This is a genomic window from Prevotella sp. LCP21S3_D2 (assembly GCF_052118345.1).
Taxonomy (GTDB): domain Bacteria; phylum Bacteroidota; class Bacteroidia; order Bacteroidales; family Bacteroidaceae; genus Prevotella.
In genome coordinates, this window is record NZ_JBQKHJ010000025.1 from 29463 (window position 1) to 51099 (window position 21637).

General features: G+C 44.0%; 13 protein-coding genes and 1 pseudogene. 10 read left to right on the plus strand and 4 right to left on the minus strand.

The genetic code is table 11. The features are described 5' to 3' along the window. The first annotated feature begins 303 nt into the window (after positions 1-303). Both ACTQ16_RS13265 and ACTQ16_RS13270 read left to right on the plus strand, forming a co-directional pair. Entirely contained in the window at positions 304-1506 is a 1203-nt protein-coding gene (locus ACTQ16_RS13265; protein ID WP_418330567.1) for an ATP-binding protein, read from the plus strand. Between the two features lie 61 nt (positions 1507-1567). Next, positions 1568-2467 (plus strand): glycoside hydrolase family 32 protein, encoded by a 900-nt coding sequence (locus tag ACTQ16_RS13270; protein ID WP_441937819.1) that lies wholly within the window; start codon positions 1568-1570, stop codon positions 2465-2467. A gap of 135 nt (positions 2468-2602) precedes the next feature. Here the strand turns inward: ACTQ16_RS13270 and ACTQ16_RS13275 are convergent, their stop codons facing one another. From ACTQ16_RS13275 to ACTQ16_RS13285, 3 genes are all read right to left on the minus strand, one after another. After that, entirely contained in the window at positions 2603-3133 is a 531-nt protein-coding gene (locus ACTQ16_RS13275; RefSeq protein WP_153082304.1) for a hypothetical protein, read from the minus strand. After that, positions 3114-5168 (minus strand): TonB-dependent receptor, encoded by a 2055-nt coding sequence (locus tag ACTQ16_RS13280; protein ID WP_441937821.1) that lies wholly within the window; start codon positions 5166-5168, stop codon positions 3114-3116. The genes ACTQ16_RS13275 and ACTQ16_RS13280 overlap by 20 nt, the downstream gene beginning before the upstream one ends. Positions 5169-5280: 112 nt before the next feature. Beyond that, positions 5281-5667, minus strand: a complete 387-nt coding sequence (locus ACTQ16_RS13285) for a LytTR family DNA-binding domain-containing protein (protein WP_181976471.1) — start codon at positions 5665-5667, stop codon at positions 5281-5283. Positions 5668-6655: 988 nt separating this feature from the next. Between ACTQ16_RS13285 and ACTQ16_RS13290 the strand changes: the two genes are divergently transcribed. The 8 genes from ACTQ16_RS13290 (at position 6656) to ACTQ16_RS13325 (ending at position 21271) form a co-directional block, all read left to right on the plus strand. Beyond that, on the plus strand, positions 6656-8422 hold the full coding sequence (locus ACTQ16_RS13290) for an ATP-binding protein (RefSeq protein ID WP_441937830.1): 1767 nt from the start codon (positions 6656-6658) through the stop codon (positions 8420-8422). A 5-nt stretch (positions 8423-8427) separates the two neighbouring features. Beyond that, complete coding sequence (locus ACTQ16_RS13295; protein ID WP_441937823.1) at positions 8428-9933, plus strand: AraC family transcriptional regulator; 1506 nt, start codon at positions 8428-8430, stop codon at positions 9931-9933. Positions 9934-10112: 179 nt separating this feature from the next. Next, positions 10113-13226, plus strand: coding sequence for a SusC/RagA family TonB-linked outer membrane protein (locus ACTQ16_RS13300; protein WP_441937824.1), 3114 nt, complete (start codon positions 10113-10115; stop codon positions 13224-13226). Between the two features lie 31 nt (positions 13227-13257). Next, the gene (locus ACTQ16_RS13305) at positions 13258-14994 is read left to right on the plus strand and encodes a RagB/SusD family nutrient uptake outer membrane protein (RefSeq protein ID WP_294967926.1); all 1737 of its coding nucleotides are present in this window, start codon (positions 13258-13260) and stop codon (positions 14992-14994) included. Positions 14995-15038: 44 nt separating this feature from the next. After that, positions 15039-16757: a DUF4980 domain-containing protein gene (locus tag ACTQ16_RS13310; protein ID WP_441937826.1), complete on the plus strand. Its 1719-nt coding sequence runs from the start codon at positions 15039-15041 to the stop codon at positions 16755-16757. Between the two features lie 165 nt (positions 16758-16922). Beyond that, positions 16923-18074, plus strand: coding sequence for an MFS transporter (locus ACTQ16_RS13315; RefSeq protein WP_294967923.1), 1152 nt, complete (start codon positions 16923-16925; stop codon positions 18072-18074). Between the two features lie 82 nt (positions 18075-18156). Then, on the plus strand, positions 18157-19047 hold the full coding sequence (locus ACTQ16_RS13320; RefSeq protein ID WP_294967922.1) for a carbohydrate kinase family protein: 891 nt from the start codon (positions 18157-18159) through the stop codon (positions 19045-19047). 403 nt (positions 19048-19450) lie between these two features. After that, a complete protein-coding gene (locus tag ACTQ16_RS13325) occupies positions 19451-21271 on the plus strand; it encodes an HD-GYP domain-containing protein (RefSeq protein WP_441937828.1) in 1821 nt (606 codons plus the stop codon). 206 nt (positions 21272-21477) lie between these two features. Here the strand turns inward: ACTQ16_RS13325 and ACTQ16_RS13330 are convergent. Continuing rightward, a pseudogene (locus ACTQ16_RS13330) lies at positions 21478-21637 on the minus strand (IS30 family transposase); the annotation flags it as partial.

The window sequence follows — 21637 nt, forward strand, 5'->3', positions numbered from 1 at the left end:
TTTGGAAATGCACAAAAAATTATTAGTTTTTGGTTTGGAAATGCACGAAAAATATGCGATTTTTGGTTTGGAAATGAAGTTATACTTCATAAACCAGCAAAGTAGTACTTCGATGGAGGATGAAGTACTACTTCGTTGGTCTGTGAAGCTATATTAGAAGTTTTAGTGTTTGTCTTCCTAAAAACGTCTCTAAAAGAAAAGTTTTAGGAATTGATTCCTAAAACTTTTTAAATAATCGTACTTTTAGTATGTAGATTCCTAAAAAATATGTATATTTGCAGCGTGACATGTAAAAATACGAAAATGAAGAGAATAGAACGACATAACTATCTGCAAAAGCTGATAGCTTTCAAGGATAAAAAGCTTATCAAGGTGATAACAGGCATCCGCCGTTGTGGTAAATCGACCATTATGGAGATTTATCGTGACTGGCTGATAGCTCATGGAGTAATGCAAGAGCAAATCATCTATCTCAATTTTGAGGACTATGACTATTTTGAATTGCGAGACCCAAGAAAACTGTATTCTTATGTCAAACCTTTGATACAGCAAGATAAGATGACTTACATCTTTTTTGATGAGATACAGCATGTCACGGATTTTCCGGATATCATCAATAGTCTTAATTTGAAGCCAACAGTTGATTTATATGTGACGGGTTCGAATGCCTACATGCTTTCTAGCGAGATAGCTACACTCTTGTCTGGCAGGTATGTAGAGATTGCGATGCTTCCGTTGTCTTTCAAGGAGTATGCGGAAGGTATCGGTGGTACGGACCATCTTTCACAGACATATATAGAATATGTGAGCAAGAGCAGTTTCCCATATACATTGGAGTTGGATACGGCGAATGAGATTAGCGATTACTTGAATGCTGTTTACAATACGATAGTGGTAAAGGATATCATGAGTCGAAATAAACTTTCCGATGTGATGATGTTGGAGAGCGTGATACGTTTCACGGCAGATAATATCGGCAATATTCTCTCGACGAAGCGTATTGCAGACTTGATGTCGGCTGATGGGCGAAAGATTGACCAAAAGACAGTTGAGAAATACCTGTCAACCCTTTGCGAGTCTTTCTTCTTGTATGAAGTGAAGCGATATAACATCAAGGGTAAGCAACTCCTCAAAACTTTGGGAAAATACTATCTGGTAGATATTGGTTTGCGACGTATGTTGCTTGGCTCTCGCTCTTTTGATGCAGGGCGCATTTTGGAAAATATCGTTTTTCTGGAACTCTTGCGTCGGCAGAAGAAAGTGTATATAGGCAAGATGGATAACTTGGAGGTTGATTTTGTTGCTATCGACGAGAATGACTTAACCTATTATCAGGTAGCTGCAACGGTAAGGGATGAGAAGACCTTGAAGCGTGAACTCGCTTCGCTTCAGCAAATCAAGGACCAATATCCCAAGTATATCTTGACGCTCGATGAAGACCCAACGGCAGATTATGATGGTATCAAGCGAATCAATGCGTTGAAATGGCTGATGGGGGAAGTATAGTCTTGTTGCCTCCAAGGAGGTGTGAGGAAAAGAATCGTTCATGCACTGCAAAAGATGTTGCATGATGTACAAGTCAAAGAATCTCAAGAAGTGGAATTATGTTAGTGCTTTCGGCAAAGGAATGGGTCAGCAGCCATGCCAGTATGAGTGTCCAGACTTCTTCCAGTTGCCTGTAAATGGTGATAAGAAGAAGATGAAGTGGGTGATGACGATGAATATCAACCCTGGCTGCTGGTTTGGTGGAAGCGCTACCGAGTATTTCGTAGGCGATTTCGATGGCAAGAAGTTTACTTGTCCTGATGCCAACGAAGTAAAGTGGCTTGATTGGGGTAAGGATCACTATGCTACCGTTACCTTCTCAAACACAGGCGACCGAGTTCTGGGTATCACCTGGATGAGCAACTGGCAGTATGCCAACCTTACTCCGTTCAAGCAGAATCGTGGTGCCAACGGTTTGCCTCGTGAGTTGAAGCTTTACGAGAATAACGGCAAGTATTATGTTTCTGAGAATGTAGCTCCTGAAGTATATGCTTTGAGAAAGGATACCAAGAATCTGGCAGATGCTTCTGTAGCCGATGCCAAGGATTTGAAGGGTGTTGCAGCCAATATGGAAGGTGCATTCGAGATTGAGGCCGATGTAACTCCAGATGCCAACGGCATTGCCGGTATTGAGATTTTAAACAACAAGCGTGAGCGCACTATGATTTATTTCGATATGAAGCAGGGCAAGGTGGTAATGGATAGAACAGAGAGCGGTTTGACCGATTTTGGCAAGCAGGCAGTTCCTCACGATATCGAGTTGGCTTGGGACAAGCAGCGTGCTGCAGAAGGCAAGGAGCCTGCCCGCATCGCCATGACCAACCTCGTGTTCCCTGTAGCTCCATACGAGAATGTGAAGCTCTACACCCAGGGTGGCAAGGCAGAGTTCAAGAATCTGAAGGTTCATAAGCTTAGTTTGTAATCACGTAGATATTGTATGGTCGAATTGTAGGTTTAAATGTAAATAGTAATGAGTCGCAACCTGATAATATTTTAGGTTGCGACTCTTTTTTGGGGCTCAGGGGAGATTGTCCGTGGATAAAACAACCTCTGTTTCTTATTTACCGGTTTGCTGTTTCATTCCCTCAAAAAACTTTTGCTGCAATTGTTTGGCCAGTTGATTATCAGGGTTGAGTTTGAGAGCTTTCTCGTAATCCTGCATCACTTCCAGATAATAGCGTTGACCGTTTTGCCCTGGATTCTGTACGATGCGTACCATATAGAGAAAACCGCGAAGGGTACAGATGTCAGACGGGTCAGCATGCTTTATATTCTCCATCTTGGCAATGGTTTCTTCAGTCTCTTTTAGAAGATTTTCTGTTTGTGGAGCATGCGGATTCATCACGGAATAATTGAGACTTTGCAAAGCTATCTGAAACTTGGGCTGGATGCTATCAGGAAACATATCATCAATACGCTTCATCTCTGCAATACAATTAAGTATGCTCTCTGATGTCGGTTGCTGAAGTTTAGCAAGCGACTGTCCGATAAGCCCCTGCATTGTAGATTGCTGGGCATAGATAACTACAGATGTTGTCATGAAAAAGACAGACATCAATACGAATCGTTTAAAAGTTTGAAATGTCATATGTTTTATTATTTTTAAGTGAAACAAATATGCCTATATATAAAAATCTGTCTCTAGATGGAACTATCGAACGTCCGTTAGTTTTATATCCGAAAATGTTTGTACGGCCGAGGATGTTGTTCAGAGAAGAATAGATAATGACCTTGGGACTTAGCAGATAAGTAAGGTTTATATCTACGCTATTATAATGTGGTGTCTTGCCAATAAGAAAATGACGTCCGCTTGCATACGATTCTGTCAGCCCGATGATTGCTTTGCCGAATGAATATTTTGCTGTCAATCTCAGATTATGCCTTGAGACGTAGTCAGGTATTCGCTCTTCTGTGTATTCGTGATAGAATCGCTTGGAATCGTTGTAGGAATATGAAAATGCTGTGGTCAGATGTTTGAACAGCGAATGCTCTTCTACAAAAATGTCTATACCTTTACTCTTTCCATATCCTTTCGGTTGGTAAATACCCTTTTCCCATAAAGGCAATCGCTGATATTTTTTCCAGTAGGGTTCTATTCGTATGAGTGTACCAGGCGACTTATATTGTATGGATAGGATAGCATGATCTGCCGTACTTTGTCCAAGAGATTTCTTGTTTGTTGCAAGACAGTCATCTTCTGGAGTCTGGCTATACCGACCGGTAGCAAATGAAAGCTGAAAATTCTTGTTAGGAATATAACATAGTGTAGCCCTTGGCATAAACAGCCAGTTGGCATGAGCCATATATTCTGTCCTTGTCGAAATATTCAGGAACACATGGGGCATCATCCTCCATTGGGCATCAATATGAGCAGCAAGAATATTATAATCCAACTTGTAGCAATCGTTTTCGTACTCCATGAGGCTGTTTCGCTGATAGTCCTCCATTCCTGCCGATATTTTTAGTGCATCCGAGCAATTTTTGCGTATTCCTGTTTTCAGATGTATCTCATTCCTGAAGTTGTAATATCGGTCACCAGCAATCTTCGCATCTTCTATATCGTTGAATACCGATGAGCTTGCCATACCACAAAAGAGCGTGTAGCCAGCACCCCACTGTGCCTTATAGGTTGTGTTGGCATAGATATTATTCTCTTTGAGCGAAAGGTTTTGGTTGTCTATATGCTGTCCTACAGATGTAAAATCATAGCCAACGTATGTTTTCAATATTCCGGCATTTCGGAACTCATTCTTGTATTGTGATTCGCCAGATAGTTTTAGATAAGGCTTGTTGAAATCAAGCCTTTCTGAAAATAACTGATTGTAGATTCCCAAACTTGTCAGTGCGGCATTAAAGGATAAGCTGCTGTGGGAATATGCCTTGGTGCCACCGATGTTCCAGTCAACCAATGATGCGCTGACTCCATATTTGTCACTTGTTGCAGCATCTGATGTTTCCATAGGGAGAACGGAGGAAAGTGCTTGTCCATATTCTCCGCTATATCCACCAAGAGAAAAGTTGATACCTTTAAATATAAAAGGAGAGAATCGTCCACGTACAGCAGTATTTTCTGTGTTTGTACTATATGGAACAAGGACGTGCATTCCGTTAATGAAAGTCTGGCATTCTTCGCTTTCTCCACCACGGACATAGAGCTTTCCATTTTCTCCCACTTTTTGAGTGCCGGGTAAAGTTTGCAGGGCTGCAACAATGTCCCCGCATGAATTACCTGCCATCACAACATCTAAGGCATCCATAGTCTTGAAGTTGTCACTTTTCCCGAAACTGTAAGTGCTGGCAGATATTACAACTTCTTGGATTGCCGTAGCTTTTTCTTTCATTTGGATAGAAAGATTATGTAACTTGCAGGCATCTGTAGTCTGCATATATTCTTCAAAACCAATCATGGTAATCTTGATAGACGCTTCTCCGGTTTTTGATGTGGAAAAGGAAAACCTGCCCAGAGAATCTGTCAGGCATCCATCAATTGTGCCCATGATGTAAACATTGGCACCAGCAAGCGGTTCCTGACCGCTTTTTACCATGCCTGATATGATGGTCTGTGCAGCCAGGTTGCAGACAGAAGTCAGCAGCAATGCGATATGTATTATTCGATGTTTCATGCCGCAAAGATACTGCATGAAACTGGAGTTACCAAATTCTTAGGATATACAACTAAAACTTATGATAGAAAGCTAGTTAAGATGCCGAATAACTAAGTTGAAGGACAAATAACTATGTAAGATAAGTCTTTAACTTGGGCACAAATCTTCGGGAAACGGGTATGATGTTTGTGCAATTTCCGAGAGTCAGTTGATAACCATTTGAGTTGCCTCGTGCCGAAGTGATATTATTCACATTGACAGCAAAAGAACGGTGACATTGGAAAATGTTCTCAAACTCTTTCAACTCTTCAAGAGCATGGGTTAGTGTTGTATGGATATCAACAGCAACAACATTACCTTCTTTTAGAAAACAGACGGATACATTGTTTTTCTGTGCTTCCATATAAAGTAGATCGTTGATGGCAATCGACAGATCGTTTCCTCTTACGTTAGTATCATGGATGGTAATAGATACTTCTTCCTGTTCCTTTGTTGTATTGCGCAACAACTCTTCCATTCTCTCTCGTAATGTTCTGTTGTATTGCATTCCGATAGATAATGTCGTAAGAAATATGCCTATGATAATAGTCCAATTTAGAAACAAGAGAAACAGACTGAATGTAATCGTATAATGAAACAAGTATGAGAATAGGAGGAAATTACCGAAGGCAATGATGAAAATCAGTCCGAGTATAGCTACTCCTTCATGCCAGATACGCCAGGGCTTGATAGTTTGATGCAAATACTTCAATATCGTTGCAGCGTATGTTATGTGGCATCCAAAAGTTACCAGTCCGAATAATGTAGCAACAAAGCATTTGTTACCTTGATATAAGCAGAGTCCAAATGGCTGCAGAAAATATAAAATTACCCAAATGATGAAGCCAAAGATGCTACTATCTTTTAGCAAGTGTTTACTCTGTTTAAAAGGATATGTTCGAGTTAGAAACGACATGTTGAATCTGATTTATTTAATTAACGCAGCACTATCATTTATCTTCTTTATCAGGGTGTACCTAAGCTACTCTGTTGGTGCACCGGGATGCTTGCCATATCCAGACATTTTGTTTATTATCGTGCTGTAAAAATAAAACAAAGTTCTGAATGACACTGCAAAAGTACAAATAAAATTTGAGAAACGCACTTTTGGAGACGTTTATTTTGGTAATGAAGCATTTTCTTATGATGTCTCAGGACTTTTTTTTCTTGATGACATCTGTAACTTTCTGCGCCTTTCCCAGGTCCGAAGGTGTAATAGATAGCCTCTTCCTCATCACATACCTCGCCTTGCGAATTGGCAAGAGTGAGATGGATGATAACAATAACGCAACTTATATGATGCAAGGAAGCAATTTTATATTATGGGCAACAAGAAAGTCGTATGGTAGGAACGTGTATTTCGGATAAAATATAATAAAAGCCGCAGTTTGTAAACGCAAACTGTGGCTTTTTCGTTTTTTTATGCTATCTTTGCACACAGATAGTGTTTTTAAGGATAGATCATGATGGAACAGCAAGTTAAACAAGTACCTTATGGGGTGGCAGATTTTGCTACGGTAATAGAGCAGAATCTATATTATGTGGATAAGACGATGTTTATCCCAGAGCTGGAGAAGCAGCCTCGCAATCTCTTCTTCATCCGCCCTCGTCGTTTTGGTAAGAGCATATTCTTGAGTATGCTCTATTCTTACTATGACTGTACGCAGAGCCATAAGTTCCAGAGTCTTTTTGGAAATCTGTGGATAGGCCAGCATCCTACACCTTTGCAGGGAAAGTATCAGGTGCTGTTCCTCGATTTCTCCCAGATTACGGGTAATATCGATAAGCTTGAGACTAAGTTTAATTCTTATCTCAGCATCAACCTTGATGCTTTTGTCCGTCAATACTCAGAATATTATCAGGCAGAGATGGAAGAAATCCTGGCGCAGGAAGATTTTGAGGAAAAGATGGAACTGATATTCAAGGCTGCCAAGGCGCACCAGTATCATCTGTATCTCATCATCGATGAGTATGACAACTTCACGAATGTCATACTCAACGAACGTGGTGAGAATGTGTATCATGCGATTACCCATGCCGACGGCTTTTATCGTGATGTCTTCAAGAAGTTCAAGGGTAATTTTGAGCGTATCTTCATGATGGGTGTGAGCCCTGTAACCCTGGATGATGTGACGAGTGGATTCAATATAGGTTGGAACATTTCTATCAAGCCGGAGTTTGATGAGATGCTGGGCTTCTCTACCACTGATGTGGTGGAGATGTTTACCTATTATAAGGAGCATGGTAGTATTCCTGTCGATAGTGATATTGATGCCATCGTCAATGATATGAAGCCATGGTATGACAATTATTGCTTTGCAGAAGAAGCATTGAAGAAGAAAACTCGTATGTTTAATTGTGATATGGTTCTTTATTACCTTCGTAATTACATGGATAACGGATGTTCTCCTCGTCAGATGATAGACCCGAATACCCGTACCGATTACGGCAAGATGAAGAAACTCTTGCAGTTTGACAAGCTGGATGGAGAGCGTAAGGGCATTATCCGCAAGATAGCAGAAGAGGAGCAGATTGTTACCCAGCTTTATGAGTCGTTTTCTGCGTATCAGATTCCAAAGGCAGAGATATTCCCAAGTCTTCTGTTCTATTATGGCTTGTTGACCATCAAGGGAACTCGTGGCTCCAAGCTCATTCTGGGCATTCCAAACAATAATGTCCGCAAGCAGTATTATGGTTATCTGGAAGAGGAGTATCAGGCAAAGGCTTATGTGGATGTCAACCAGCTCACCGATTACTATTATGATATGGCATACGATGGTAAGTGGGAAGAAGGATTGCGCTTTATGGCGGATGCCTATGCCAAGGTTTCTTCGGTGCGTGATGGCATTGAGGCTGAGCGAAACCTGCAGGGATTCTTTATGGCTTATCTGAATCTGAATGATTATTATATCACGGCTCCAGAGTTGGAGTTGAATCATGGCTATTGTGATTTCTTCCTTTTGCCAGACCTTACCCATTATGCCAGTCAGCATAGCTACATTCTGGAGTTGAAGGTTCTTTCGAAGAAAGATTTCTCTGCGATAGTTGAAGGTGAGTTCACGGAAGATGGCAAGCCTATGACCAAGGCAGAGAAACAGTGGCGTGAGGCTCTAGATCAGATTCATCGATATGCCGAGGCTCCAAGGGTTGAAGCTTTGCGCCAAGGTACAAAACTCCATCTCATCATCATGCAGTTTGAGGGGTGGGAACTTAAACGGATGGAAGAAGTATAAATTCAATGAAAAGAATCAATATTATCTTAATAGTACTATCTTTTAGTATGCTCCTTCTTCTTGGTGCTTGCACCCAGAAGAATGTGGTGATAGGTGTGTCGCAATGTTGTAGCGGAGTTTGGCGCGAGAAGGTGAATAATGAGATGCGACTGGCGCAGTATCAATATAAGAATGTGGATTTGCTGTTTACTACTGCAGAGAATGACGGGCAGCGCCAGGCTCGTCAGATAGACAGTATGATAGCCAGGAAGGTAGATCTGATCGTTGTTGCCCCTGATAACGTGAATGATGTAACACCTGCCATCGAGCGAGCTTATCGTGCTCATATCCCGGTTATTCTCTTCGACAGAAAGGTAAAGACATCCCATTATACAGCTTCCATCGGTGGCGATAATGTAGAAGCGGGTAGGGAAGTAGCTCGCTTTCTTGCCAGGAAACTGGATGGAAAAGGTACCGTTGTTGAGATTACGGGCTTGAAAGATGCTTCTCCTGTCATTGAGCGCCATCGTGGTTTCCATGAGGTGATGAAGAATTATCCGGGAATCAAGGTGGTTACTCTGGACAGTAACTGGAAGATGGAGCGTGCCCAGGAGTTGATGAAACAATATCTGGATAAGGGCGGACATGCGGATGGCGTGTTTGGACATAGCGACCTAGGTGCCATAGGAGCCTTTCTGGAAGCTGAGAGACGAGGCATTGATAAGCAGATGGTGATAGTAGGCATTGATGGATTGCCTGGAGAATGGGAAGGAGTGGATAGAGTGAAGAGAGGACAGTTTGCTGCTTCTTATGTCTATCCTACCCAGGGCGAGAAGATTATGGAATTGGCGATGAATGTCCTTCAGGGTAAACCCTATAAGAAGGATAACGTGATGAAATCATTCCTTGCTACCTCTGAAAACTGTGATGCCATCGCCCTACAATATCAGGATTTGGAAGTCAAGATGAAGAATCTGGATCAGATTTCTGACAGTCTTGATTCTTATTCAGAGGTATCCCGCATCCAGCAATGGATGATTATTGTTGCCGTCGTTATCGTCCTAGTTCTGCTCATTGTCATCTTCTATATATATAAGGTATATAGAAAGAAGCTGCAGAAGCAGAAAGTTGTGGCTCGTGGCTTCATCGAGAACAAGGAGGGCTGGGCTGCTGAACTGAATCACCTGGATGAGAGTGATCGTTACTTCATGGACCGTTTCAAGAAGAAGATACTTGAGAATATGGGCAATGCTGATATGAAGATGGATGATTTGGGAGCCCAGATGCAGTTGAGCAAGGTGCAGCTCTATCGCAAGGTGAAGGCTATGACAGGAAAAACGCCAGCCGAGCTCCTGAAAGAGATGCGCCTGCAGAGAGCCTATACCCTCTTGCAGCAAACTGACAAGACAATCTCTGAAGTTTCGGCAGAAGTAGGCTTTGCTGCTCCTGGCTATTTTTCATCATGCTTCAAGAAGCAGTTTGGTGTTCTTCCTACCGATTTTAGAAATGAACAGGCATTTAATAAGGAATAGTTTTCTAACTCCTTTAAAATAAGTACTTTAAAATCTTGACGAAAGATTCGAAAATCGTTTCATGTAACATAATTACTGTTACAGGAACGATTTTTTCTATTTATATAACAGTCTTTTCTCTAATTTTGCGGCAGAAATCAAGCAATAACAATTTTTGAAACTTAAAACGTTATAATAGTATGAACAATCTTTCAAAATTACTAATGAGCTCTGCGCTCTGTGCTGTTTGCACCGTAGCTAGTGCACAACAGGTAAATGTAAATGGCATCGTAAAGGATGCTGCCGGTGAGACAGTCATTGGAGCGTCTGTTATGGTGAAAGGCACAAAGACTGGTACTGTTACCGACTTTGATGGTAACTTTCATGTAGAATGTGCTCCTGGTTCCACACTTGTTATATCTTATATTGGATATAAGACGCAAGAAGTAAAGGCTTCAGACAATATGGAGGTAACACTTCAGGAAGATGCCAACGACTTGCAGGAAGTAGTTGTAACAGGTTATACCACTCAGAAGAAGGCAGACTTGACCGGTTCCGTGGCTGTGGTTTCAACCAAGAACCTGAAGACAAGTTCAGAGACAGACCCGATGCGTGCTTTGCAGGGTCGTGTTCCTGGTATGACTGTTACTACTGATGGTTCTCCTATTGGTTCTGGAACCGTGCGTATCCGTGGTATCGGTTCTTTCAACTCTTCTCAGGATCCTCTTTATATCATAGATGGTGTGCCTACCAATATGGCATTGAATACCCTCAATACGAATGATATCGAGAGTATGCAGGTTTTAAAGGATGCCGCTTCGGCTTCTATCTATGGTTCCCGTGCATCGAATGGTGTCATCATCATCACCACCAAGAAAGGTAAGAAGGGTAGCAAGGTTGCTGTTGACTTCTCTGCCAACCTGACTGCACAGTTCTATTCCAACCAGTCGAAGATGAAGCTGATGAACTCCAGCCAGTATGCTACTGCGATGGCTCAGGCAGCCCTGAACGATGGACTCGATCCTGTGGCTTATGCAGCCAACTACGGCATCGACTTGAATGCGGCCTCTGGAACTCCAATCACCGTTTGGAATCCATCTACCAACCAGTATCAGAACTATACTATCAATGGTCGATACGACGGCTACATCAATGCCAAGAAGACCATGCGATTCTCCGATACCGACTGGCTCGATGAAATCTCTCGCACAGGTTTCTCGCAGAACTACGACCTCTCTGTATCTCATGCCAATGACAAGCATAGCGCTATGTTCTCCTTGGGATACAAGAACAATGAGGGTGTCTTGAAATATACCAATTTCGAGAATATCTCAGCTCGTTTGAACACCTCTTGGAATTTAAACAAGATCGTAACCGTAGGTGAGAATTTGACATTGACTTATACCTCTCAGGTAGATTGCCATCCGATGGAGAATGCCTTGAAGATGCCTTCTATCGTTCCGGTTTACGAAGAAGATGGCAAGACCTTCGCAGGTCCTGTGGGTAGTATGGCCGACCGTCAGAACCCTTGTCGTGAGCAGTATCAGAACCGCAACAATCACCTCGACTACTGGCGCATCTTCGGTAATGCTTTCGTAGAATTGAAGCCTGTCAAGGGATTGACCCTGCGCTCTAACTTCGGTTTGGATTTCAAGACATCGTTTATCAATGCGATGACGAATACTTATCATTCCGATATCGTCAACAACGACATCGCGAAGACAACCTTGTCAAACAACAATGAGACTAACTGGACATGGTCTAACACAGCCCAGTACGTTGCCCAGATTGGTAAGCACAACATCGATGTACTCGGTGGTATGGAAGTTTCCAAGCAGTCGTGTATCGATTTCTCTGCCTATTCAGAAGGCTATGCGCTGGAAGATAAAGATTATATGTGGCCAAATGCTGCCACGGGAACGATGCGTAACTCGGGTGCAAAGTTTGGTTATCGCCTGGCTTCTTTCTTTGGAAAGGTGAACTACAACTGGGATGATCTCCTCCTGGCTTCCTTTACTATCCGTCATGATGGTTCATCCCGATTTGGTAAGGCACATCGCTGGGGTACTTTCCCTGCTGCATCACTCGGCTTCAGATTCTCGAATCTCCTGAAGAAGGATTGGTTGGATGATGCCAAGCTGCGTCTTTCCTGGGGTCAGACGGGTAACCAGGCTATCGACAACAATGCACAGTTTGGTCTTTATGTAGTGGATTACGGATTAGACCGTGTAACCTCTACTGCATACGATCTCTTCCTGCAAGGTTCAGGTACCTTCCCTTCTGGCTATCGTGCCACACAGTTGGCTAACTCTAACTTGAAATGGGAGGCTGCTACCCAGTATAACGTAGGTTTGGATTACACCCTGTTTGGCAACACCCTCTATGGTACAGTGGATGCCTATATTAAGAATGTAAAGGATATGTTGATTAATCCTGCTTATCTGGGTGCAACAGGTGAAGGTGGAAATTCATGGCAGAATGGTCCTTCGCTCCGCAACTGGGGTATGGAGTTCACCGTGGGTTATCGCAAGACCTTGGCTAATGGACTTGGCATCGATGTGAACGGCAATCTGGATTTCTTCCGCAACAAGGTTACTTATTTGCCAGAAACAACAACAGGTGCTTACGCTCACACATCTAAGGAAAACCTGGTGCAGAGTGGCAAGTCATATGGTTCTATCGTAGGTTATGTAGCCGATGGAATTTTCCAGACTCAGGAAGAAGTAGATAAGTCTGGACAGCCAAACGCACGTGTCGGTGGATTGAAATACAAGGACTTAGATGGTAAAAATGGAATTACTTCAGATGACCAGACTTGGATTTTCGACCCAGTGCCTGCCTTCTCTTATGGTTTGAATATTGCTCTCAACTACAAGGGCTTTGATTTCAGTATGTTCTGGCAGGGTGTCTATGACCAGGATGTGTATAACAACCAAAAGTTCCAGACCGACTTCTGGGCTATTACTGATGGTGGTTCTAACAAGGGAACCCGTTTGCTCGATGCCTGGAATACCAACAATACCGGTTCTTCCATCCCACGCTTGAGCACCATGAATACAGCCGATGAGGGTCGTGCTTCCTCTTACTACGTTGAGAATGGATCTTACTTGAAGTTGCGCACCTTGCAGGTGGGTTACACCATCCCAAGCAGCATCCTCTCTAAGTTGAAGATGACCAGTGCCCGTGTCTATCTCTCAGGTCAGAATCTTTTGACCATCAAGAGCAATAGCCTGACCTGTTCAGACCCAGAGAATCCAAACTGGAACTATCCACTTTCAACATCCGTATCATTCGGACTTCAGGTAGGTTTCTAAAATGTTTCATATTTTTAAAGAGAATTTTAAGATGAAAAAGTTATATACAATGGTGCTTGCAGCAGCACTGGTAGGAACATTCACCAGTTGTGATGATTTCCTGGATTACACCCCAACAGCTGTGGTTGATGAAGACAAGGCTTTCAGCGAGCCAGACAAGATGGTAAACAGTGCCTATGCGATGTTGGGCGACTGTTGGTATTCTTACCCATTCAACCTTTGGCCATACGGTGACCTTTCTTCAGACGATTGCTTGAAAGGCGGTGGTGGTACCGGTGACACCGGTTATCACGATGTGGAAATCTGGAGTACCTTAACCTCTACTAAGGGCGAACTCGACGAGTTATGGTATCGACTCTATTGTGCCGTTTCCCGTTGCAACCGTGCCTTGGTTTCTTTACAGCAGAATGGTGAGAGCACACTGGGTGCTGAGGTAACCAAGCAGCGTGAGGCTGAGGTTCGCTTTCTCCGTGCTCATTTCTATTTCAAGTTACTTACCATGTATCGCCAGATTCCTTGGATAGACGAGAAGGTTTATGAGGATAAAGCAACAGAAAGCACATCAAACACTCAGTTTACTTACGAGGAATTGTGGCAAAAGGTGATTGCTGACTTCCAGACAGCATACGATGTACTTCCTGCTAAGCAGAAGGATGGCGGTCGTGTCAACAAGATTGCAGCCGCAGGTTATCTGGCTAAGTGTTATCTTACCATTGCCTGGGGTGATGGCTATGAGGCAACCGATGGTGTTGACCATATTAATAAGGAGTATATGCAGAAGGTTGTCGACTATACTGATGTGGTGAAGAATTCAGACTATGGTTACATGGCAGACTTTGGCGATATCTTCCTGCCTGACAATAAGAACAGCAAGGAGTCAGTTTTTGCTGTCCAGACTTCCGACTATAGCGAGGACCATACCAACTTCGGACGTGCCAACTGGTCTAATATGCTGAATGGCTGTTGGGGTATTTGGTCTTGCGGATGGGATTTCCACAAGCCTTCACAGGACCTGGTGAATGCCTTCAAGACCAAGAACGGACTTCCTGAGTTTGATGACTACAACAAGACTTGTGATTATCCTGTAAACGGTGAGCCTAATAGTCAGAAATGGGATCCACGTTTGTTCCACACCGTTGGAATGCCTACCTTCCCATATAAATATGAGTCAGAATACACGATGACTACAGCCAACTCTCGTACACCAAACGTTTACGGTTACTATACCTCTCTGAAGGAAGTACCACAGCGTTCAAAGGGTGAAACTTACAATGGCTCTTGGCAGGCGTTTGCGATGAACGACTATGTGCTCCGTTATAGCGACATTATGTTGATGCGCGCTGAGGCTTTGATAGAGTTGGGCCGTCTGGCTGAGGCTCGTACCATCATCAACGATATCCGTCAGAGAGCCAAGAATTCTGTGGATAAGCATATTGAATATGCCAAGGATCAATGTGATATAGCCCTCTATCCGGAGTCTTATTTCCAGGATAAGGAGACGGCAAGAAAGTGCCTGCGCTGGGAACGTCGTCTGGAAATGGCTATGGAGAACGGCCGCTTCTTCGACCTGCGCCGCTGGGGCATTGCTTCTGAGACATTGAACAAGTATTTTGCATCAGAGCAGAACGATAAGTATGGAGAGCAGACATACGCTCAATACCTGAAGGATGCCAAGTTTACTCCAGGCAAGAACGAGTTCTATCCGGTTCCATATAACCAGCTGTATTACATTCCTGGTCTGTATAAGCAGAATAAGGGATACGAGTAATTACCTATCGGTATTTTTAGATAATAATTTCAGACACTTAGACAATGAAAAAGATATTTATTTCGGCGCTTGTTGCTCTTTGCGGTTTCACCGCCAGTTATGCCCAGCAGGCTTCCTTCTTGAGCAATAACCACTGTCTCTACCGCATCAGCCAGGAGAGTCAGAACCAGAAGTGTCTCTTGCTTCCTGTGCAGGAAAATGCAGAGATAGCCAATATTAAGGTGATTGCTGACAACAAGCAGGTGAAAGCACTCAATGTGAAGTTGGCTAAAGACCACGTAGATTATTTCGTACCTCTCTATATGGATGAGTTTGCTGGCTTGAAAGGCCTGGCTCTCGATATCCATGTCAATGGCGATTATAGCAAGGAAGGACTGAATGCCCTCACTTGCTGGAAGGAGATGAAGTTCTCTGATGCTTTCGATATGAAGAATCGCGAGCAGTATCGTCTGGATTTCCATCACACTCCTACTTACGGATGGATGAACGACCCTAATGGTATGTTCTATAAGGATGGTGTATGGAATCTCTATTTCCAGTATAATCCTTACGGATCACAGTGGGAGAATATGACCTGGGGACATTCTACATCTACCGACTTGGTACATTGGAAGTTCCAGGGTGCCCCTATCCAGCCAGATGCAATTGGTACCATTTTCAGCGGTTCTGCCGTTGTGGATAAGAATAATACCGCTGGTTTGGGCAAGGGTGCTGTTGTGGCTCTCTACACTTCGGCTGGTGAGAACCAGACACAGAGCATGGCTTACAGCACAGATGGTGGCAAAACCTTTACCAAATATGAAGGAAATCCTATTCTTACCAGCAATGTGCCAGACTTCCGTGACCCACACATGTTCTGGAACGAGGACATCAAGAAGTGGAATATGATTCTGGCTGCCGGTCAGCACATGGAAATCTATACTTCTGATAATTTGAAGGACTGGAAACTTGAAAGCTCTTTCGGTGAGAAGTATGGCAACCATGGCGGTGTTTGGGAATGCCCAGACCTGATGAAGTTGAAGGTTCGTGGCACCGATAAGGAGAAGTGGATGCTCATCTGCAACATCAATCCTGGTGGTCCATTCGGCGGTTCTGCTACCCAGTATTTCGTAGGTGATTTCGATGGACACAAGTTTACTTGCGACAGCAAGCCTGAGGTAACCAAGTGGATGGATTACGGAAAGGATCATTATGCTACAGTTACTTTTGATAACGCCCCGGAAGGTCGCCGTGTGGCTATCGCCTGGATGAGCAACTGGCAGTATGCCAACCAGGTTCCTACCCAGCAGTACCGTTCAGGCAACTCTATTCCTCGCGACTTAGGTCTCTTCGAGTATAAGGGTGAAACTTATTGCAGTGTGGTTCCATCTCCAGAGATGACAGCTGCAAGAAGCAAGAAGGCTGGCAAGAAACTCACAGAATCTTGCGAGATGGTAGTAAACCTGAAGGGAAATGCCACTATCACCCTGAGCAACGACAAGGGCGAGAAGGTAGTGATGAACTACGATGCCAAGGCAGAAACCTTCTCAATGGATAGAACCAAGAGCGGTAAGATGGATTTCAGCAAGGACTTCGCTGCAGTCACCAAGGCTCCAACCTATGGCAATATCAGCCAGCTGCGCATCTTCATCGACAAGAGCAGCATCGAGGCACTGGATGCTGACGGCAAGATGTCCATGACCAATCTCGTATTCCCAAGCAAGCCTTACAACAAGGTTACTGTAAAGGGAAAGGGTAAGTATCAGATTTACGACATCAAGTAACCTCATCTGTTAAGAACTGAATCTATAAGATAATTGTTTCTTAGCGTGTTACTGATGTAACAATGCAACATAAATGGTAGCCGATGAACGATATTTTATGATATATAGTATCGTTTATCGCTACCTTTGCACCAGCAAAATATAGAAACAATAACGCTAACAATTATGAATAAATCATCAAAATTGACAATCATCCCGGTGATGCTCTGTTTCTTCGCCATGGGATTTGTAGATTTGGTAGGTATCGCCTCCAACTACGTAAAGGAAGATCTCAACCTCAATGATTCGACAGCCAATCTGTTCCCTTCATTGGTATTCTTCTGGTTTTTGATATTTTCGGTTCCAACAGGAATACTGATGAATAAGATCGGTAGGAAGAAGACAGTAGTCCTGTCTTTGCTCGTTACCGTCATCTCACTCCTTTTGCCCATTTTCGGCGAAAACTTTGAGTTGATGCTCGTGTCGTTCTCATTGCTCGGCATCGGAAATGCCTTGATGCAGACCTCCCTGAACCCTCTGGTTTCAGTGGTTACATCAGGTCAGAACCTGGCATCCACATTGACCTTCGGTCAGTTTGTCAAGGCGATAGCTTCCTTCCTGGCTCCATACATCGCTATGTGGGGCGCCATGGCAAGCATTCCAACCTTCGGTCTGGGCTGGCGCATTCTCTTCCCAATCTATATGATTATCGGTATTGCTGCCACCTTCTTCCTGGCTGGCACACCCATCACCGAAGAGAAGCAGGATGGAGGAGCTTCGGGTTTCATGGATTGCCTTAAATTGCTTGGTAAGCCAATCGTATTACTTTCTTTCATAGGTATCATGTGCCATGTGGGTATTGATGTAGGTACCAATACCACAGCTCCTAAGATTCTGATGGAGCGTTTGGGATGGAGTCTAAATGATGCAGCTTTCGCCACATCGCTCTATTTCATCTTCCGTACCATCGGATGTTTCACCGGTACAGCCTTCCTCCGTATGATGAAGACCCGCACTTTCTTCATCATCAGCGTTGTGATGATGGCTTTGAGTATGATAGGCATGTGGGTAGGAACAAGCCATTATGTGCTCTACATCGCTATTGCCCTCGTGGGATACGGCAACTCTAACGTCTTCTCCATGATTTTCTCTCAGGCGCTGCTTGCTTTGCCTGATAAGAAGAACGAGGTGAGCGGATTGATGATCATGGGACTCTTTGGTGGTACCATCTTCCCATTGTTCATGGGATTCGCCAGCGATGCTATCGGTCAGACTGGTGCCGTGGCTGTCATGGCAGTAGGTGTAGTTTATCTCTTCACTTATATCCGCAAGTTATAATCATCTTCATTCGCAATTTTTTATACTATATCTAATATTCATTCGCAATCTTTTATACTATATCTAATAATAAGGTGTAATTATGGAAACAAAGAATTTAAATACAAAATATTGTGTAGGTTTGGGTGAGATACTTTTTGATGTTCTCCCTAGTGGTTCTCAACTCGGCGGTGCTCCTGCCAACTTCGCTTACCACGCTGGTCAGCACGGCTTGCATTCTGTAGCCGTCAGTGCGATAGGTAAGGATGTCTTGGGCGATACAGCCCTTCGTATTCTCGATGAGAAGAAGTTGAAGTATGTGATGCCAGTGGTAGATTATCCTACCGGTACCGTTCAGGTGCAGCTTGACAAGGAGGGTGTTCCTACATACGATATCAAGAAGGGTGTGGCTTGGGACAATATCCCATTCACTGATGATATCAAGGAGATTGCTGCCAATGCCGGTGCTGTTTGCTGGGGCTCTCTGGCTCAGCGCAGTGAGGTTAGCCGCAAGACCATCTATACATTCCTTGATCATACTCCAGAAGATTGTCTGAAGATCTTCGATATCAATCTCCGTCAGAACTTCTATACTCCTGAGGTGATTACCGAGAGCTTGAAGCGCTGCAATGTTTTGAAGATTAACGATGAGGAGTTGATTACCATCGGCCGCCTCTTCGGTTATCCAGGTTTGGATATCGAGAACAAGTGCTGGTTGATTCTCGGCAAGTACAATCTCGATATGCTCGTATTGACCTGCGGTGTGAACGGCAGCTATGTCTTTGCCCCAGGCGTGAAGTCATTCCAGGAGACTCCAAAGGTTGAGGTGGCTGATACCGTAGGTGCAGGCGATAGCTTCACCGGTACTTTCTGCGCCAGCATCCTGAAGGGCAAGACCATCCAGGAGGCACACGAATTGGCTGTAAAGGTGAGTGCATACGTTTGTACCCAGAATGGTGCAATGCCTCAGATTCCTGAGGAGTATATCAAGTAAGCCCCCGTGTTGGTCAAAACATAATAATATATAGGTAGAGTTAGTAATGAATAGTTGATAACAGTTAGTTAACTACAGCTGCAACCTGCTCGCGAAGAGTAGGTTGCAGTTTTTTATTATGGTGTGTGAGCATGATGGCGAAGTTTGTTTTGCCAAGGCATGAATAGCAACGGATATAGTTTAAAAAAGATAAATAAACCGAAAAATTTGGTTTTCTGAAAGAAAATCGATATATTTGCACTTTCTAAGATAGCATAATAAACTTAAGTAAAAGTATTTTTTGATTTTGAGGCAGTTGTTTTTTGTAATGATATTCTGGTTGGTTGGCATCCCCGTTTTCTGCCAGACCCCAGTGCGTTCCGATAGTACTGAAATCCCTGATTTCGAGAGGTGTTTCAGACTGTTGGAAGAGAATCGCAGTGTCTATAACCGATACAATGACAGCATCTTCCTGTTCAAGGACCATGTGGCATGGACCAATTTCTTCAAGCGCCGTGCCCTGAAGAATACGCATCTCTTCCTGGTTAACAGGGAGATTATCAACATCGTTTTCGATTACTTCAAGCAAGACCGTAAGCAGATTCCCCATGAAGCTTACCAGCAGTTGTGCGACGGCTTGCAGCGTCTGTATATGGAGGAAAAGGTAGATCCGTTCCTGGGCAATCAACTCTGTGATATTCTTCTGGAATATTATGGAAGCGGAAGATGTCCCGAGGCATCGAACTTTGCCGGATTGGTAGATATCTTCAAGGGCGAATTCCTTTATGAGATCCATACTCTGGGTAAGGAACCTGATGCCTTGAAGAAATCCTACGAGTATCTGAAGCGTGCCGTGGCGGAAGACCGGTATCGCTCGCCTAATCCTGTGGAGTCTTCCCTGATGGCGCTTGAAAATCTGACGGTTACCAACTGGCTGATTTACAAGATGCAGACCGTGAAAGAACGTCGTGCCTATGTGCTTGAACTCAGGAGATTGCTCAGCTTGCCCCATACCTGCCAGCTGATGAGTGAGGAGGATTACGGTCGCTTGAACGAAAAGGCGAAAAATACTGAGGAAAGTCTGGTCCGTAATGTTTATCTGGCTGATTCTACCGTCCTGGAAAAGCAGTTTGCCGACTCCCTGATGCAGGTGATTGTTGCACGGAATCTTGCCAATCCTCATCTGTCGGAGCTCTCCTATTCCCGTACCCTGGTGATGCAGGTGAAGATGGGACAGATCACGGCGACGGAAGCGATGGGAAAGGCTGTCAGGAGAAACCGTAATGGTATGAAGAAGAAATTCAGTACTGCCCGTTATGACTACCGTCAGCTTCAGACCGCCCTGCAGCCTTTCATGAACTATTTCTATCTGAACGACCTGTCTGATGTTTCCTACCGCAGGAAGCGTGCTGCCGTCAAGCGGATGTATCGGGACATCATCACCATCTATCACCATCGTCTGGACCAGCAGATGGAGAATTCGTATGTGAAATATCTGAATGTCCTTGCTACCTATCCCCGTGCCATCAAGTACCTGAAGGAAGTGGAGCGCATCCGCAACTTCAATGAGTTGAATGTGGCTACCCAGGTCACCACCTATGCCCATTCCGTACATGTGGCGATGATAGCCAAGAAGCTGATGGAGGGCATTCTGGCCTATCAGCCCAATTTGTTGGGAGGAGCGCTTGGTGAGCGCCATCATGGTAAAGTCTTCCTGGATCCTAAGGAGTGTCTCAACTTCATCTATCAGGCAGCCCTCTATCATGACATTGGCAAGAATGGCATCATCTCGGTGGTGAACAACGACTACCGTCCGTTGACGGATGAGGAGTTCTCCATCATCAAGACCCATCCTTCTTTGGGAGCCGAGTTGCTGAAGATTGCTCCTTCGCTCTATGAGAAGTTTCGAGATACCACCTTGGGTCATCATAAGTGGTATAATGGCAAGGGCGGCTATCCTGAGGATTTCGACAACACGAAGTTGCCTAAGCGCATCCTGATAGACATCATCACTCTGAGCGACTGCATGCAGGCTGCTACCGAGCGCGTAGGCAGGAATTACAAGGATGGCAAGACCTTCGACATGGTGATGGAGGAGTTCCGCAGGGATGCCGGTACGAAGTATAATCCCGACCTGGTGAAGTTCATCGATTCCCATGAGGACGTGGCCCGTGATCTGGCAGTTCTCGTCGGTGATGCCTGGGTGGATATCTACTTCAACATCTATAGTAAGTATATGAGATAATGTCCATTTAGCTTCACTCCTCAGATTGGCGCCTTGTCCTCCGAATGATGGTGCAGGAAAAAATCCCGTGCTTTCTCTAAAACACAGTGCAAAGGTACGACTTTTTCCCGGTACTGCCAAAAAACGGCCTGCAGAGTTCTGTTAAACGGATTTAACATTTGTGGAGAATCCTGTTAATAACGCGAATTCAACAAGCAAGTGCAAAATTACGAAATGTTTTTGTAAAAGCACTCCTTTGGTGTTGAGAAATTCAATTTCTTTCTTGGTCTCTCATTAATTTTTGCCGTAAACTTTGTTATTTTCTGCTGACTGAAGTTTGAAAACGCAGCAGACTTAGGAATGTACTGCCTAACGAGTCCGTTTGCA

What these genes read in the sequence shown, in the direction of transcription:
- ACTQ16_RS13305 (WP_294967926.1), top strand. Translation starts at nt 13,258, where the DNA reads ATGAAAAAGTTATATACAATGGTGCTTGCAGCAGCACTGGTAGGAACA.
- ACTQ16_RS13280 (WP_441937821.1), bottom strand. Translation starts at nt 5,168, where the DNA reads ATGAAACATCGAATAATACATATCGCATTGCTGCTGACTTCTGTCTGC.
- ACTQ16_RS13285 (WP_181976471.1), bottom strand. Translation starts at nt 5,667, where the DNA reads ATGGAAGAGTTGTTGCGCAATACAACAAAGGAACAGGAAGAAGTATCT.
- ACTQ16_RS13290 (WP_441937830.1), top strand. Translation starts at nt 6,656, where the DNA reads ATGGAACAGCAAGTTAAACAAGTACCTTATGGGGTGGCAGATTTTGCT.
- ACTQ16_RS13310 (WP_441937826.1), top strand. Translation starts at nt 15,039, where the DNA reads ATGAAAAAGATATTTATTTCGGCGCTTGTTGCTCTTTGCGGTTTCACC.
- ACTQ16_RS13300 (WP_441937824.1), top strand. Translation starts at nt 10,113, where the DNA reads ATGAACAATCTTTCAAAATTACTAATGAGCTCTGCGCTCTGTGCTGTT.
- ACTQ16_RS13295 (WP_441937823.1), top strand. Translation starts at nt 8,428, where the DNA reads ATGAAAAGAATCAATATTATCTTAATAGTACTATCTTTTAGTATGCTC.
- ACTQ16_RS13270 (WP_441937819.1), top strand. Translation starts at nt 1,568, where the DNA reads ATGATGTACAAGTCAAAGAATCTCAAGAAGTGGAATTATGTTAGTGCT.
- ACTQ16_RS13315 (WP_294967923.1), top strand. Translation starts at nt 16,923, where the DNA reads ATGAATAAATCATCAAAATTGACAATCATCCCGGTGATGCTCTGTTTC.
- ACTQ16_RS13275 (WP_153082304.1), bottom strand. Translation starts at nt 3,133, where the DNA reads ATGACATTTCAAACTTTTAAACGATTCGTATTGATGTCTGTCTTTTTC.
- ACTQ16_RS13320 (WP_294967922.1), top strand. Translation starts at nt 18,157, where the DNA reads ATGGAAACAAAGAATTTAAATACAAAATATTGTGTAGGTTTGGGTGAG.
- ACTQ16_RS13265 (WP_418330567.1), top strand. Translation starts at nt 304, where the DNA reads ATGAAGAGAATAGAACGACATAACTATCTGCAAAAGCTGATAGCTTTC.